Genomic DNA, 14,263 nt, shown 5'->3' on the forward strand with positions numbered 1-14,263 from the left:
ATTACGTGGCCCATGAACAGACCGTGCGCAAGCAAGAGGTTGAGGTCTTTTTGCAGAGTTTGGCTGAGCGATCCAGTCGTGAGCGGCCGACCTTGCTGATCCTGGATAACGCGCGGATGCACGCCGCCATCAGAGAAGATAAACGTGATGTCTGGTTGCTGGATCATGGGTTTCATCTCTGCTTTCTGCCAGCTTATAGCCCAGAGCTGAACCTGATCGAGCAGCTCTGGAAACAAGCCAAATACCACTGGCGACGATGTAAGACATGGGGTGCCACCGAATTGAAAAGCAAGGTGACCGACTTGCTGGATAGGGTTGGCACAGAACTCAAATTTAGTTATGCGTGATTACTTATATTGGGTTTCGGTCTGTGTATTTATATATAAAACCGATAACTGCATCATTATTTCGGATAAGCCTCGGCAAGCCATTGGTGCCTTATATCGATTGCTCATTAATTATTCCGGCCCAATCAAATAACGAACGCAGATTTATTCATTTCTCAGGCTGAAGGGTTTGTCATTTAATCGCTCCATCGTTGACTCACACCTCGCCGGAGATTGCCATGACTCGCCCTATCCTTACCTCGCTGCTGGTTTCCCTCGCCCTGGCCGCCAGTTTCGCCCATGCCGAAGATGCCGTGACCATCGCTTTCCAGACCGGGGTCGACCCATCCAAAGTGGCCCAGGCCGATGGCGACTACGAGAAAGCCACTGGCAAGAAGATTAACTGGCGCAAATTTGAAAGTGGCGCCGAAGTCATCGCCGCCGTGGCATCAGGCGACGTGCCCATCGGCAATATCGGCTCCAGCCCGCTGGCCGCTGCCGCGAGCCGTGGCCTGCCGATCCAGACCTTTCTGGTTACCGGCGTGATCGGGGAATCGGAAGCGCTGGTGGTGCGCAACGGCAGCGGCATCAACAAGCCGGCCGATCTGGTCGGCAAGAAGATTGCCGTGCCGTATGTATCCACCACCCACTACAGCCTGTTGGCCGCGCTCAAACACTGGAAAGTCGATGCCGGCAAGGTGAACATCCTCAATCTGCGCCCGAGTGAGATAGCGGCGGCCTGGCAGCGTGGCGACATCGATGGTGCCTATGTCTGGGAGCCGGCGCTTGGTAAGGTGAAAGCCAGCGGCAAGGTGCTGACCAGCTCGGCCGAAGTCAGCAAATGGGGCGCACCCACCTACGATCTGTGGATCGTGCGCCAGGACTTCGCCCAGAAAAATCCGGATTTTCTCAAGCAATTCGTGAAAGTGACGGGTGGCGTATTCGATCGCTACAACAAGGATCCGAAAGGCTTTGCCAGCAACCCGGCCAACGTGGAGAAGATCGCCCGCCTCACCGGCAGCAAGCCGGAAGAAGTCACGGCGCTACTGCCGGGCAACGTCTACCCGTCGCTGAAAGAACAGAGCGCGCTGCTGCAAAAACCGTTCGTGAAGGCGGTCAGCGATACCTCGGTGTTCCTGAAATCGCAGGGTAAGGTGGACAGCCTGCAGGCCGACTACAGCTCGTACGTGACCAACCAGTTCATCAACGCAGCACTGCGCTGAGCGGGAGACGTCATGAGCCTGTTGCAGGTAGACAAACTGACAGTCCACTACCCGGGCCAGCCGCTGCCTGCCTTGCAGCAGGTTTCGTTGGGCCTCTCGCCGGACGAATTACTGGTGGCGCTGGGGCCGTCCGGTTGCGGCAAGAGCACCTTGCTGAATGTGCTGGCGGGCTTTATCGCCCCCACGCACGGTACGGTGCAGTTTGACGGCAAGCCGGTCAGCGGCCCGGGCGCCGAGCGCGCGGTGGTGTTTCAGAACGACGGCTTGCTGCCCTGGCTGGACGTGGCCGGCAACGTGGCCTTCGGCCTGAAACTGCAGGGTGTGCCGGCGGCACAACGTGCTGCCATCGTGGCCGACACGCTGCAGCAGGTCGGCCTGGCCGATGCCGGCGGCAAACGGGTATGGGAGCTCTCCGGCGGCATGCGCCAGCGGGTGGGTATTGCCCGTGCGCTGGCCAGCCAGTCCCGCGTGTTGCTGATGGACGAGCCGTTCGGCGCGCTGGATGCGTTTACCCGCGAGCAGATGCAGCAACTGCTGCTGAATGTGTGGCAGCGCTCGCAACGCGGCGTGTTCCTGATTACCCATGACATCGAAGAAGCGCTGTTCCTCGCCACCAGCCTGGTACTGATGTCGCCGGGGCCGGGGCGCATCGTGCAGTACCTGCGGCCCACCTTCAGTCAGCGCTTCCTCGCCGGCGAAAGCGTGCGGGCCATCAAGTCCGACCCCGAGTTCATCACCCTGCGGGAGGAACTGCTGGCCAGCCTGACCCGGACACAGCACGAGGAGGCCGCCTGATGAGCCAGCAAGAGCATGTTCTGCCGGTGCCGACGGCGCCGGCCGCACGGCAACGTACTTGGGGCATCCGCCCTCTTGCCCCCTGGCAGTGGAGCAGCCTGAGCATCGGCAGCCTGTTGCTGTTGTGGTGGGCGCTGAGTGCCAGCGGGCTGGTTCCGGCGCTGTTTCTGCCCTCGCCCGCCGCGGTACTGACCAAGCTGCAGTCGCTCGTGGTGCAGGGCTATATGGAGGCCACCCTGCAGCAGCACTTGCTGGCCAGTCTGCAGCGCATGCTGCTGGCGCTGCTGGCGGCAGTCGGCATCGGTGTGCCGCTGGGTATCCTGATTGGCGTGTTTCCGCTGCTGCGCCACTGGCTGGACCCGATCATCGAGTTCTATCGCCCGCTGCCGCCGCTGGCCTACCTGCCGCTGATCGTGATCTGGTTCGGCATTGGCGAGGTGTCCAAGGTGTTGCTCATTTTCCTGGCGATTCTGGCGCCGGTGCTGATCGCCACCACGCATGGCGTGGCCAGCGTGCATAGCATACGCCAGCAGGCCGCGCTGTCGCTGGGCGCGAGCCGCGGCCAACTGCTGCGCCATGTGATTCTACCGGGCGCGCTGCCGGACATCCTCACGGGCATCCGCATCGGACTGGGCGCGGGCTGGTCGACGCTGGTGGCGGCCGAGCTGATCGCCGCCACCCGTGGCCTGGGTTTCATGATCCAGTCCGCCGCCCAGTTTCTGGGTACCGATATCGTCGTGCTGGGCATCATCGCCATCGCCCTGGTGGCCTTTGTGCTGGAGCTGGGCCTGCGCCGCCTGCAACGTGTACTGACGCCGTGGCACGGCAAGGCTTTGTAAAGAAAGGATTATCCCATGAGTCTGACGTTTACCCGCCTGTCGCCGGCCATCGGTGCCGTGGTGGCAGGTATCGATCTGGCGCGGCCGCTGACCGCAGCGCTTCGCGAGGTCATCAGCACCGCTCTGCTGGAATACCAGGTGCTGTTCTTCCGCCAACAGAACATCACTCCACCGCAGCAGCGCGATTTCGCCGCCTGGTTTGGCGATCTGCACGTGCATCCGATCTACCCCAAGATCGACGACATCCCGCAGATCATGGTGCTGGACACCGCGCAGAACGACCTGCGCGACAACGCCATCTGGCACACCGATGTCACCTTCATCGACACCCCGCCGTTGGGCTCGGTGCTGGCGGCACGCAAGCTGCCGCCCTACGGCGGCGACACGCTCTGGGCCAGCGGCACCGCGGCCTACGAAGCGCTGTCGCCCCACTTCCAGCAGTTGCTGGACGGGCTGACGGCCACCCACGACTTCACCAAGTCGTTCCCGCTGGAGCGCTTCGGTAATACGCCGGAAGCGCTGGCGCGCTACGAGGAAACCCGCCGCACCACTCCACCGGTGACCCACCCGGTGATCCGCACCCACCCGGTGAGCGGCAAGAAGGCGCTGTTCGTCAGCGATGGTTTCACCACCCGCATCAACGAACTGGAGCCGGCGGAAAGCGCCGCTGTGCTGCGCTTCCTGTTCGACCACTTTGCCAAGCCGGAATACAGCGTGCGCTGGCGCTGGCAAGAGGGTGATGTCGCCTTTTGGGACAACCGCGTGACCCAACACTATGCGGTGGATGACTATCGCCCCGTTCATCGCATCATGCATCGGGCGACGATTCTGGGTGACAAGCCTTTCTGATCGACCCATAGCTACGTGAGCACGCCGGTCAGCACCCTGCCTGCTCCCGGCGTCACCGCGCCCGTACCGGATGCACCATCGCACCGCGGCCGCGTCCAACGGGCCGCCCCTCCCACGCCGCATCGTCAGCCCGGCGTGTTTTTCGTCCGCCGTAGCCATTCCAGTTATAAGCAGGCCCGATTTCCTTCTTGGGAAATCGAATAAGCAACGAATAATTCATTATTTTTGGAATAATGAAGTTGCATTTATGCTTGTTTAGGTTATTAAGGAAGCCTCCCATGCCGACGGCGAATACGGCTCGGGGATCTTCATCGCAACAACGCGGTGTAGGAAGTCACCCCGCTTCCGATCAGCAGCAACCCGAACAATACGACGTCGAACACCCCGGCCAAACCCGGCGCGGATGAACAGCAACGCCAGTCGGCATGGCAACCGCCACGCGCGTTGCGGGTGTTCGCCCAGAACGAAACGGCAGGACAACGATGAACTTTCAGCAACTTCGCATCATCCGCGAGACGGTGCGTCAGAATTTCAACCTGACCGAGGTCGCCAACGCGCTGTTCACCTCGCAATCGGGTGTCAGCAAGCACATCAAGGACCTGGAGGACGAGCTGGGCGTCGAGCTGTTCGTGCGCAAGGGCAAACGCTTCCTCGGCCTGACCGACCCGGGCAAGGAGCTGCTGACCATCGTCGAGCGCATGCTGCTCGACGCCGGCAACGTCAAAAGGTTGGCCGAACAGTACAGCCAGCGCGACCAGGGCCAGCTCACCATCGCCACCACCCACACCCAGGCGCGCTACGCCCTGCCCAAGGTAGTGACGGCGTTCAAGAAGGCCTTCCCCAAGGTACACCTGGTGCTGCTGCAGGCGAGCCCGGACGAACTGGTGCGGCTGCTGCTGGACGGCCAGGCCGACATCGGCATCGCCACCGAGGCCATCTCGGAAGTGCCGGAACTGGTGTCCTTCCCCTACTACAGCTGGCACCACACGGTGATCGCACCGCCGGAGCACCCTCTGCACGGCGTCAAGCCGCTGACGCTGGAGGCGCTGGCCGACTACCCGCTGGTCACCTATCACGAAGGCTTCACCGGCCGCGCCCAGATCGACCGTGCCTTCGCCGAGGCCGGGCTGGTGCCGGACGTGGTGATGGCGGCACTCGACGCCGACGTGATCAAGACCTACGTCGAGCTGGAAATGGGGGTGGGCATCGTCGCCTCAATGGCGGTCGACGCGCAACGCGATCACGGCGTGGCCGAAGTGGACTCGCCGCCACTGTTCGGCCACCAGACCTCGCGCATTGCGATCCGCCGCGGCCACTATCTGCGTAGCTACGCCTATCGCTTCATCGAACTGTGCTCGGCGGCGCTGAACGAGGAGACGGTACGCGGAGCACTCAGCCCTGCACCACAGGATTGACAGAACAGATGGGGGCAGAAGCAGCGTCGGCATATCGGCAACGCGCCCAGCCGGACAAATGACAAGAAAGCCGCCCCGGGGGCGGCTTTTACTTTGGTGCATCGTCAAGTGCTACAGCCTGAATTCAGGCAAAACAAACCACGGATACTCAACGATTTTCCTGATTGGTAGCGCCCATCCAGCATCGGTGCCACGCTCAGGCGCCCGCGAGGGATCGGCTGGCGCGTCGGTCGAAACCGCATGATGCATGCGGTCCGTCAGGCCGCAGCCAGCCGGGGGGAGGTCAGAGGCAGTCGCGCAGGCGGTAGTAGCTGGTGGCCAGCAGCAATGCCGGCGTGCGCAGCAGCGTGCCGCCCGGGAAGCGGCGATGCGACAGGCGTGCGAACAGGTCGAATCGCTCGGGCTCGCCGTGGATCGCCTCGGCCATGAGCTTGCCGGCGAGCCCGGTGAGTGCCACGCCGTGGCCGGAGAAGCCCTGGGCGAAGAAGATGTTCGGGCGCAGCCGGCCGAAGTGCGGCGCGCGGTTCATGGTGATGTCGACGAAACCGCCCCAGTCGTACTCGACCTTGACGTCGGCGAGGCTGGGGAACACCTTGAGCATGCTGCGGCGCATGGCGTCTCGGAGCCCTAGCGGCGTCATGCCGGTGTAGCTGACACGGCCGCCGAACAGCAGGCGGGTGTCGCGCGTGCAGCGGAAGTAATCGAGCACGAAGTTGGCGTCGCACACCGCGAGGTTCTTCGGGATCAGCGCGCGGGCGCGCGCTGCGCCGAGCGGCTCGGTGGCGATGATGTAGGTGCCGACCGGCATGATCTTGCTGTCGAGCTCTGGCACCATCCTGCCGAGGTAGGTGTTGCCGGCCAGCACCAGCGACTCGGCGCGCACCTCGTGCCGCCCAACCTTCACCCGTACCGTGGTGCCCGGCACGATCTCCCCCACGGCACTGTGCTCGAAGATGCGCACCCCGGCGGCCTCGGCGGCGCGTGCCAGCCCCAGTGCATACTTTAGCGGGTGCAGGTGGCCGGCGTCGGGCTCGAACAGGCCGCCGACGTAGCGCGCGGTGTTGACCATCTCCGGCAGGCGCTCCTTGCCGATCAGCTGGAAGCGGTCGTAGCCGTAGCGGCGCGCCGCCTCCTCCTGCCAGGCCGCCTGCTCGCGCAGCTGGCGCGCCTTGAGCGCGGCGTGGAAATAGCCCCACACCAGCTCGGCGTCGATGGCGTACTTGGTGCAGCGCTCGCCCACCAGGGCGACCGCCTCGCGCGTCATGTTCCATATTTCGCGCGCGGCCTCCTGGCCGAGGGCGTCGCGCACTGGATTCATGCCGCAGGCGAGGTCGGACAGCACCTGGCCGCCGTTGCGGCCGGAGGCGCCCCACCCCACCCGCGCGCCCTCCAGCACCACCACGCGGTAGCCGCGTTCGGCCAGCTCCAGCGCGGCCGACAAGCCGGTGTAGCCGGCGCCGAGCACGCACACGTCGGCCGAAAGCGATTCGCGCAGGCGCGGCCTGGGCGTGAGCGGGCCGGCGCTGGCGGCGTACCAGGAATCGACGTGTTCCTGACCGGCAAACTGCAAAGACCCGAACATGACTCCTCCTCAAGAAAGAATAGAAAAACCCGCGGCGGCGCCGGGCCGCGCACGGGTGGAGCAACCCCCTGTTGTGGAGCCACTAACAAAACCCAGTGCAACGGTCTTGGCTAGGCGCGCGGCCGAAGAAAACGAGGCGTAGCCGAAGTTTCTGCGAAGCTACATACAAGTAGTACGGCAAGTGCTTGCTGGGCGAATCTCTGCGAGAGATTCGCACGCGAGCGCACAACGCCAAGAGGGTTTTGCTAGCGGCTCTAGGCGGCGGCGAGCCGGGCGCGGCGCCGCTCGGCCTTCACCATCATGCGGTTGGCGCCGACCACCAGCAGCGTCACCACCAGCACCGTCATGGTCGCCAGCGCGTTGATCTCCGGGTTCAGCCCCAGGCGCACGCGCGAGAAGATCAGCTGCGGCAGCGTGGTCGAGCCCGGCCCGGACAGGAAGGCGGTGATCACCAGGTCGTCGATCGACAGCGTGAACGCCAGCAGGAAGCTCGACGCGATCGCCGGCGCGATGATCGGCAGCGTGATCTGGAAGAAGATTTTGAACGGGCGCGCCCCCAGGTCCATCGCCGCCTCTTCCACCGAGCGGTCCATCTCCACCAGGCGCGAGCGGATCACCACCGTGACGTAGGCCATGCACAGGGTGACGTGGCCGACCCAGATGGTCAGCATGCCGCGCTCGGCCGGGAAGCCGAACCACTGCTGCAGTTCGACGAACAGGAGCAGCATCGACAAGCCGGTGATCACCTCGGGCATCACCATCGGCGCGGTGAGCATGCCGGCGAACAGGCTCTTGCCCCTGAACGGGCCGAAACGCGCCAGCACCAGGCCGGCGATGGTGCCCAGCACCACGCTCATCGCGCTCGAGAGAAAGGCGATCTTGAGGCTCAGGCCGAACGCCGAGACCACCGCGTCGTCGTTGAACAGCACCCCGTACCAGTGGGTCGAGAAGCTGGCCCACACTGTCACCAGCTTGGAGGCGTTGAACGAGTACACGATGAGGATCAGGATCGGCACATACAGGAAGGCCAGCCCGGCGCCGAGCGTGAGCTTGCCGAAACCGCTGATGTCTTTGTTTTGCATGATCTGCCTCCTAGCGTTGGGCCGCCCGCGCCAGCGCCTTCTCCTCGCGCTTGTGCAGGTAGACGATGGGTGCGATCAACAGCGCCACCATGACGATGGTCACCGACGCCGCCATCGGCCAGTTGTTGTTGTCGAAGAACTCCATCCACAGCACCTTGCCGATCATCAGCGACTCGGGCGTGCCGACCAGTTCCGGGATCACGAACTCGCCCACCGCCGGGATGAACACCAGCATCGAGCCGGCGATCACGCCGTTCTTGGAGAGCGGCAGGGTGACGCGCAGGAAGGTCTGCCACGGCCGGCAGCCGAGGTCGGCCGACGCCTCCAGCAGACGCCCGTCGAGCTTCACCAGGTTGGAGAACAGCGGCAGGATCATGAACGGCAGGTAGGCGTACACCATCACGATCTGCACCGAGAGCTGGGTGTGCATCAGCTGCAGCGGCTCGCCGATCAGCCCGAGCGACAGCAGTGCCTGGTTGAGCAGGCCCTCGTTGTCGAGGATCCCCATCCAGGCGTAGACGCGCACCAGGAACGAGGTCCAGAACGGCAGCATCACCAGCATCAACAGCGTGTTGCGCTTGGCCTCCGGCGCGCGCGCGATGGTGTAGGCGATGGGGTAGCCCACCACCAGGCAGATCAGCGTGGTCACCCCGGCCATGTAGAGCGAGCTCAAGTAGGCGTCGAAGTACAGCGGATCGCCGAAAATGTACCGGTAGTTGCCGAAGTTGAGCACGAGGCTCACCACGTCCTCGGCGCGCGACAGCAGCGCCCGGTACGGCGGCGAGGCGATCTCGACGTCGGAGAAGCTGATCTGCAGCACGAACAGGAACGGCACCAGGAAGAACAGCAGCAGCCAGCCGTAGGGAATCGCCGTCACCAGCGATTGACCACGCGGCAGGGCGCGCTGCCACCAGGCGGACCGGCGCGCGGTGCGCGCCGTCGCTTCGCGGGAATCCCGCAGCGAAAGGAGTCGGCTCATCATTGCGTCAGCACCACGGCGTCGTTGTCAGTCCAGCTGACGAATACCGGCTCGTTCCAGGTCGGAGCCGCCTCTTCCCGCCAGTGCGTGGCGGGCACGCTGGCCTTGACCACCTTGCCGGAGTCGAGGCGCACGTGGAAGATCGAGAAACCGCCGAGGTAGGCGATGTCGCCCACCGTGCCGGCCGCCCAGTTACCGCTGGCCACCGGCTGGCGGCGCGACACGCCGACGCGTTCGGGACGCAGCGACAGCCACACCGGCATGCCCATGGTGCCGGTGATGCCGTGGCCGACACGCACCGGGCGCGGCAGCTCGGTGGAGTGGATGCAGACGTGGTCCGGCTCGTCCTCGACCACGTGGCCGCCGAACAGGTTGGTTTCGCCGATGAATTCCGCGGTGAAGCGACAGTTGGGGTGCTCGTAGATTTCGCCCGGGGTGGCGACCTGCAGCAGCTGGCCTTCGGACATGATGCCGATGCGCCCGGCCATGGTCATGGCCTCTTCCTGGTCGTGCGTCACCATGATGCAGGTGACGCCGACCTGTTCGATCATGTTGACCAGTTCCAGCTGGGTCTGCTGCCTAAGCTTCTTGTCGAGCGCGCCCAAGGGCTCGTCGAGCAGCAGCAGTTTCGGGCGCTTGGCGAGCGAACGCGCCAAGGCGACGCGCTGCTGCTGGCCGCCGGAGAGCTGGTAGGGCTTGCGGTGCGCGTACTTCTTCATCTGCACCAGCTCCAGCATGCGCTCGACGCGCTCGGCGATGTCGCTGCGCGACAAGCGGTCCTGCTTCAGGCCGAAGGCGATGTTCTGCGCCACGGTCATGTGCGGGAACAGCGCGTAGCTCTGGAACATCATGTTGATCGGGCGCTCGTACGGCGCCAGCGCGGTGATGTCCTCGCCGTCGAGGATGATCTTGCCCGAGGTCGGCGTTTCCATGCCGGCGAGCATGCGCAGCAGCGTCGATTTGCCGCAGCCGGAGCTGCCCAACAGCGCGAAGATGTCGTTCTTCGCGATCGACAGGTTGATGTGGTCGACGACGGTGTTGTCGCCAAATTTCTTCACGACGTCGACGATTTGCAGGTAGGACTTGGCACCGGCCGTCTTGGCGGCCTGGTGCAAGGACGATTCAGCCATGTTCACGATTCTTCCCCTCCGGGTCGGCCGCCCGCGCACGGGTGGGCGGGCAGCCGCGCCTTCAGCTCACTTGCGGGTTTTCACTTCGGTCCAGAGACGGGTCTGCAGGCGCTGGGTCTTGGCCTCGAGCGGCAGCTGGATGAAGCTCTTCTGCTGGATTTCAGCGGTCGGGTAGATCGAAGCGTCGTACAGGAACTTGTTCTCGATCTGGCTCTTGGCGGCCTTGTTCGGGGTGGCGTAGCTCACCGCCTTGGCGTTGGCGGCGGCCACCTCGGGGCGCATCACGTAGTTGATGAAGGCGAGCGCGTTGTCGACGTTCTCGGCGTCCTTGGGAATCGCCATGCTGTCCATCCACAGCATCACGCCGGACTTGGGCGCCAGCACGCGCAGCACCTGGCCGTTCTTGGCCTCCTCGGCGCGGCGCTTGGCGATGTTGAGGTCGCCGCCGTAACCCAGCACCAGGCACAGCGAACCGTTGGCCAGCTCGTTGATGTAGCCCGACGAGGAGAAGCGCGTGATGTAGGGGCGAATCTGCTTGAACAGGTTGGCCGAAGCCTGCCAGTCGGCGTCGGCGTTGCTGTTGGGGTTCTTGCCCAGGTAGTGCGCGGCGATCGGCAGCGCCTCGGCCGGGCTGTCGAGCACCGACACGCCGCAGGACTTGAGCTTGGAGACGTACTCGGGCTTGAACAACAGGTCCCACTCGTTGGCCGGCAGCGGGGTCGAACCCAGCGCCGCCTTGACCTTGCCGGCGTTGATCGCCAGGGTGTTGATGCCGTAGAAGTACGGCACGGCGTAGGCGTTGTTGGGGTCGAACTTGGTGGCCTGCGCCAGCACCTCCGGGTCGAGGTTCTTGTAGTTGGCGAGCTTGGCCTTGTTGAGCGGCTGGTAGACGCCGGCCTTGATCTGCTTGGCGAGGAAGGCGTTGGTCGGCACCACGATGTCGTAGCCGGAACGCCCGGTGAGTATCTTGGCCTGCAGCACCTCGTTCGAGTCGTAGACGTCGTAACGCACCTTGATGCCGGTTTCCTTCTCGAAGTTCTTCACCGTGTCCGGGGCGATGTAGTCCGACCAGTTGTAGATGTTGAGCACCTTGCCGTTGGCGAAGGCCGGTACGGCGGCCGCCGCCAGCACCCCGGCAGCGATGACGTTGAACATGCGTTGGCGCATGGTTTTCTCCTGTGTAGACAAGTAGGCGAATCGGACGGGCCGTCTGTTATCGATGGTATGGTCGGCCCGCTCCGACCGCGGTTACAGACGACCGAGTTCGCGCGCGAGCTGGTCGAGGCACTTCTTGGCGAGGCCGACGAACTCCCTGGCCTCGGCACGGCTCATGGTGAGCGGCGGCGCCGAGATCATGCTGTCGCCGGTGGCGCGCATCACCAGGTTGTTCTGGAAACAGATGTCGCGGCAGCGCAGCGCCAGCTCGCCGCCGTTGGCGAAGCGCTGGCGGCGGGCCTTGTCCTCGACCAGGGTCACGGCGAAGAAGAAGCCCAGGGTGCGCACGTCGTCCACCAGCGGATGGTCGTCGAAGGCGTTGTGCCACAGCTGGTGGGCGTACGGCATCACGTCCTCGCGCATCTTGTCGATGATGCGTTCGTTCTTCAGGATCCTCAGGTTCTCGGCCGCCACGGCGCAGGCCACCGGGTGGCCCGAGTAGGTGAAGCCATGATTGAAGTCGCCCGACTCGGCGATCACCTTGGCGACCGTGTCGTGCACCAGCACGCCGCCGATCGGCTGGTAGCCCGAGGACAGGCCCTTGGCGATCGTCATCAGGTGCGGGCGGATGCCGTAGTACTGGCTGCCGAACCAGTGGCCGGTACGGCCGAAGCCGCAGATCACCTCGTCGGCGATCAGCAAGATGCCGTACTGGTCGCAGATGCGCTGGATCTCGGGCCAGTAGGTGGTCGGCGGGATGATGATGCCGCCGGCGCCCTGCACCGGCTCGCCGATGAAGGCGGCGACGTTCTCCACCCCCAGTTCCAGAATCTTCTTCTCCAGCTCGCGCGCCGCCTTGAGGCCGTATTCCTCCGGCGTCAGGTCGCCGCCGTTGGCGTACCAGTAGGGCTGCTCGATGTGCGCGATGCCCGGAATCGGCAGGTCGCCCTGCTCGTGCATGTACGTCATGCCGCCGAGCGAGGCGCCGCCGATGGTGGAGCCGTGGTAGCCGTTGACGCGCGAGATGATGGTCTTCTTCTGCGGCTGCCCCAGGCTCGCCCAGTAGTGGCGCACCATGCGGATCACGGTGTCGTTCCCCTCGGAGCCCGAGTTGGTATAGAACACGTGGTTGAAGCCGTCCGGGGCGATTTCGGCCAGCAACGCCGACAGTTCCACCACCGGCGGGTGGGTGGTCTTGAAGAAGGTGTTGTAGAACGGCAGCTCGCGCATCTGCCGGTACGCGGCTTCGGCCAACTCTTCGCGGCCGTAGCCGATGTTGACGCACCACAGGCCGGACATGGCGTCGAAGATCTTGTTGCCGTCCGAATCCCACAGGTAGACGCCGTCGGCGTGGGTGATCACGCGGCTGCCCTGGGCGTTGAGCGCGGCGGCGTCGGAGAACGGGTGGAAATGGTGCGCGGCGTCCAGCGCCTGCCACTCGCGCGTGCTGCGCTGGCCGGCCTTGCGCTCCGTGACCTGGCGTACTTCGGCAAAGTTCATATTCAGATTCATGATTCGCTCCTTCTCGTTCTCACACGTGCAGCAACAGGAACTTGCGTTCCCACGGGCTGATCACGCGGGCGTATTCGATGTATTCGGCTTCCTTGACGGCGCAGAACGCCTTGACGAAGTTCTCCCCCAGCACCTCGGTGATCGGCTTGCAGTGCTGCAACTGGGTGATGGCCTCGTCGAGGCCGCGCGGGAAGGCGAACGGCAGGCCGTAGGCGTCACCGGTCAGCGGCTCGCTCGGCTGCTGCTGCTCGACGATGCCGAGCCAGGCGCAGGCCAGCGTCGCGGCGAGCGCGATGTAGGGGTTGCAGTCGACACCGGGCAGGCGGTTCTCGATGCGGCGCCCGGCCGGGCTGGAGTGCGGCACGCGGATGCCGCAGGTGCGGTTGTCGTAGCCCCACTGCACGTTGATCGGTGCGGCGGTGTGGCGCACCAGGCGGCGGTAGCTGTTGACGAACGGCGCGAACAGCGCGATCACCTGTGGGAAGTACTTCTGCATGCCGCCGATGCTGTGGAAGAACGCCTCGCTCGGGCTGCCGTCGGCGTTGGAGAACACGTTCTTGCCGGTGTGCTTGTCGACCACGCTCATGTGGATGTGCATCGCCGAGCCGGGTTCGCTCTCCATCGGCTTGGCCATGAAGGTGGCGTACATGTTGTGGCGGATCGCCGCCTCGCGCACGGTGCGCTTGAACAGGAACACCTGGTCGGCCAGGTCGAGCGGGTTGCCGTGCAGGAAGTTGATCTCCATCTGGCAGGCGCCGACCTCGTGGATCAGGGTGTCGATCGCCAGGTTCTGCGCGTCGCAGAAGTCGTAGATTTCCTCGAACAGGTCGTCGTACTCGTTGACGGCGTCGATCGAGTACGCCTTGCGCCCGGTTTCCGGGCGGCCGGTGCGGCCGATCGGCGGCTGCAGCGGCAGGTCCGGGTCGCGGTTGACGTCGACGATGTAGAACTCCATCTCGGGCGCCACCACCGGCTCCCAGCCCTTGTCCTCGTACAGCTTGAGCACGCGGCGCAGCACGTGGCGCGGCGACTGCTCGACCGGCGAGCCGTCGAAGTGGAGGCAGTCGTGGATCACCTGCGCCACCGGGTCCTTGGCCCACGGCACCAGGCGGATGGTGTTGGGGTCCGGCACCAGCACCATGTCCGGATCGGTGTCGGCAGAGATGCCTTCGGCGTACTCGCCGGTCACGGTCTGCACCAGCACCACTTCCGGCAGGCGCATCCCCTCCTCTTCGCTGAACTTCTCTTTCGGCACGATCTTGCCGCGCGCGATGCCGGTGAAATCGGGAATCACGCATTCCACTTCGGTAATTCGGTGTTCTCGCAGCCATTCGCTCAGAACGCTCATGGTTGCCTCCTTTGTAGCGATTCAGTTT

General features: G+C 64.4%; 13 protein-coding genes. 6 read left to right on the forward strand and 7 right to left on the reverse strand.

What is annotated here, in order from left to right:
- From B9N72_RS14985 to B9N72_RS15010, 6 genes are all read left to right on the forward strand, one after another.
- Nucleotides 1–347, forward strand: a 347-nt coding sequence (locus B9N72_RS14985; RefSeq protein ID WP_085276575.1) for a transposase, incomplete at its 5' end; no start/stop codon positions are given.
- A gap of 218 nt (nt 348–565) precedes the next feature.
- Nucleotides 566–1,549 (forward strand): taurine ABC transporter substrate-binding protein, encoded by a 984-nt coding sequence (tauA, locus tag B9N72_RS14990; RefSeq protein ID WP_085277112.1) that lies wholly within the window; start codon nt 566–568, stop codon nt 1,547–1,549.
- A gap of 12 nt (nt 1,550–1,561) precedes the next feature.
- Entirely contained in the window at nt 1,562–2,344 is a 783-nt protein-coding gene (tauB, locus tag B9N72_RS14995) for a taurine ABC transporter ATP-binding subunit (RefSeq protein ID WP_085277113.1), read from the forward strand.
- Nucleotides 2,344–3,183, forward strand: a complete 840-nt coding sequence (gene tauC / locus B9N72_RS15000) for a taurine ABC transporter permease TauC (protein ID WP_085277114.1) — start codon at nt 2,344–2,346, stop codon at nt 3,181–3,183. Before tauB ends, tauC begins: the two co-directional genes overlap by 1 nt.
- A 15-nt stretch (nt 3,184–3,198) precedes the next feature.
- A complete protein-coding gene (gene tauD / locus B9N72_RS15005) occupies nt 3,199–4,032 on the forward strand; it encodes a taurine dioxygenase (RefSeq protein WP_085277115.1) in 834 nt (277 codons plus the stop codon).
- A gap of 482 nt (nt 4,033–4,514) precedes the next feature.
- Nucleotides 4,515–5,447, forward strand: coding sequence for a CysB family HTH-type transcriptional regulator (locus tag B9N72_RS15010; RefSeq protein ID WP_085277116.1), 933 nt, complete (start codon nt 4,515–4,517; stop codon nt 5,445–5,447).
- Between the two features lie 283 nt (nt 5,448–5,730).
- Here the strand turns inward: B9N72_RS15010 and B9N72_RS15015 are convergent, their stop codons facing one another.
- The 7 genes from B9N72_RS15015 to B9N72_RS15045 form a co-directional block, all read right to left on the reverse strand.
- Nucleotides 5,731–7,029 carry an NAD(P)/FAD-dependent oxidoreductase gene (locus B9N72_RS15015; protein WP_085277117.1) on the reverse strand — a complete coding sequence of 433 codons (1,299 nt, stop codon included), beginning with the start codon at nt 7,027–7,029 and terminating at the stop codon, nt 5,731–5,733.
- 254 nt (nt 7,030–7,283) lie between these two features.
- Nucleotides 7,284–8,111 carry an ABC transporter permease subunit gene (locus B9N72_RS15020; RefSeq protein WP_085277118.1) on the reverse strand — a complete coding sequence of 276 codons (828 nt, stop codon included), beginning with the start codon at nt 8,109–8,111 and terminating at the stop codon, nt 7,284–7,286.
- Nucleotides 8,112–8,121: 10 nt separating this feature from the next.
- Nucleotides 8,122–9,093 carry an ABC transporter permease subunit gene (locus B9N72_RS15025; protein ID WP_085277119.1) on the reverse strand — a complete coding sequence of 324 codons (972 nt, stop codon included), beginning with the start codon at nt 9,091–9,093 and terminating at the stop codon, nt 8,122–8,124.
- Entirely contained in the window at nt 9,090–10,220 is a 1,131-nt protein-coding gene (locus B9N72_RS15030) for an ABC transporter ATP-binding protein (protein ID WP_085277120.1), read from the reverse strand. The genes B9N72_RS15025 and B9N72_RS15030 overlap by 4 nt, the downstream gene beginning before the upstream one ends.
- 66 nt (nt 10,221–10,286) lie before the next feature.
- A complete protein-coding gene (locus B9N72_RS15035; RefSeq protein ID WP_085277121.1) occupies nt 10,287–11,387 on the reverse strand; it encodes a polyamine ABC transporter substrate-binding protein in 1,101 nt (366 codons plus the stop codon).
- An 81-nt stretch (nt 11,388–11,468) separates the two neighbouring features.
- Nucleotides 11,469–12,887, reverse strand: coding sequence for an aspartate aminotransferase family protein (locus B9N72_RS15040; protein WP_085277122.1), 1,419 nt, complete (start codon nt 12,885–12,887; stop codon nt 11,469–11,471).
- Between the two features lie 19 nt (nt 12,888–12,906).
- Nucleotides 12,907–14,235: a glutamine synthetase family protein gene (locus B9N72_RS15045; RefSeq protein WP_085277123.1), complete on the reverse strand. Its 1,329-nt coding sequence runs from the start codon at nt 14,233–14,235 to the stop codon at nt 12,907–12,909.
- Between the last annotated feature and the right edge of the window lie 28 nt (nt 14,236–14,263).

Origin of the sequence: Pseudogulbenkiania subflava DSM 22618 (assembly GCF_900177275.1) — a bacterium.
Taxonomy (GTDB): domain Bacteria; phylum Pseudomonadota; class Gammaproteobacteria; order Burkholderiales; family Chromobacteriaceae; genus Pseudogulbenkiania; species Pseudogulbenkiania subflava.

What these genes read in the sequence shown, in the direction of transcription:
- B9N72_RS15025 (WP_085277119.1), bottom strand. Translation starts at nt 9,093, where the DNA reads ATGATGAGCCGACTCCTTTCGCTGCGGGATTCCCGCGAAGCGACGGCG.
- B9N72_RS15020 (WP_085277118.1), bottom strand. Translation starts at nt 8,111, where the DNA reads ATGCAAAACAAAGACATCAGCGGTTTCGGCAAGCTCACGCTCGGCGCC.
- tauA (WP_085277112.1), top strand. Translation starts at nt 566, where the DNA reads ATGACTCGCCCTATCCTTACCTCGCTGCTGGTTTCCCTCGCCCTGGCC.
- B9N72_RS15040 (WP_085277122.1), bottom strand. Translation starts at nt 12,887, where the DNA reads ATGAATCTGAATATGAACTTTGCCGAAGTACGCCAGGTCACGGAGCGC.
- B9N72_RS15045 (WP_085277123.1), bottom strand. Translation starts at nt 14,235, where the DNA reads ATGAGCGTTCTGAGCGAATGGCTGCGAGAACACCGAATTACCGAAGTG.
- tauB (WP_085277113.1), top strand. Translation starts at nt 1,562, where the DNA reads ATGAGCCTGTTGCAGGTAGACAAACTGACAGTCCACTACCCGGGCCAG.
- B9N72_RS15015 (WP_085277117.1), bottom strand. Translation starts at nt 7,029, where the DNA reads ATGTTCGGGTCTTTGCAGTTTGCCGGTCAGGAACACGTCGATTCCTGG.
- B9N72_RS15035 (WP_085277121.1), bottom strand. Translation starts at nt 11,387, where the DNA reads ATGCGCCAACGCATGTTCAACGTCATCGCTGCCGGGGTGCTGGCGGCG.
- tauD (WP_085277115.1), top strand. Translation starts at nt 3,199, where the DNA reads ATGAGTCTGACGTTTACCCGCCTGTCGCCGGCCATCGGTGCCGTGGTG.
- B9N72_RS15030 (WP_085277120.1), bottom strand. Translation starts at nt 10,220, where the DNA reads ATGGCTGAATCGTCCTTGCACCAGGCCGCCAAGACGGCCGGTGCCAAG.
- tauC (WP_085277114.1), top strand. Translation starts at nt 2,344, where the DNA reads ATGAGCCAGCAAGAGCATGTTCTGCCGGTGCCGACGGCGCCGGCCGCA.
- B9N72_RS15010 (WP_085277116.1), top strand. Translation starts at nt 4,515, where the DNA reads ATGAACTTTCAGCAACTTCGCATCATCCGCGAGACGGTGCGTCAGAAT.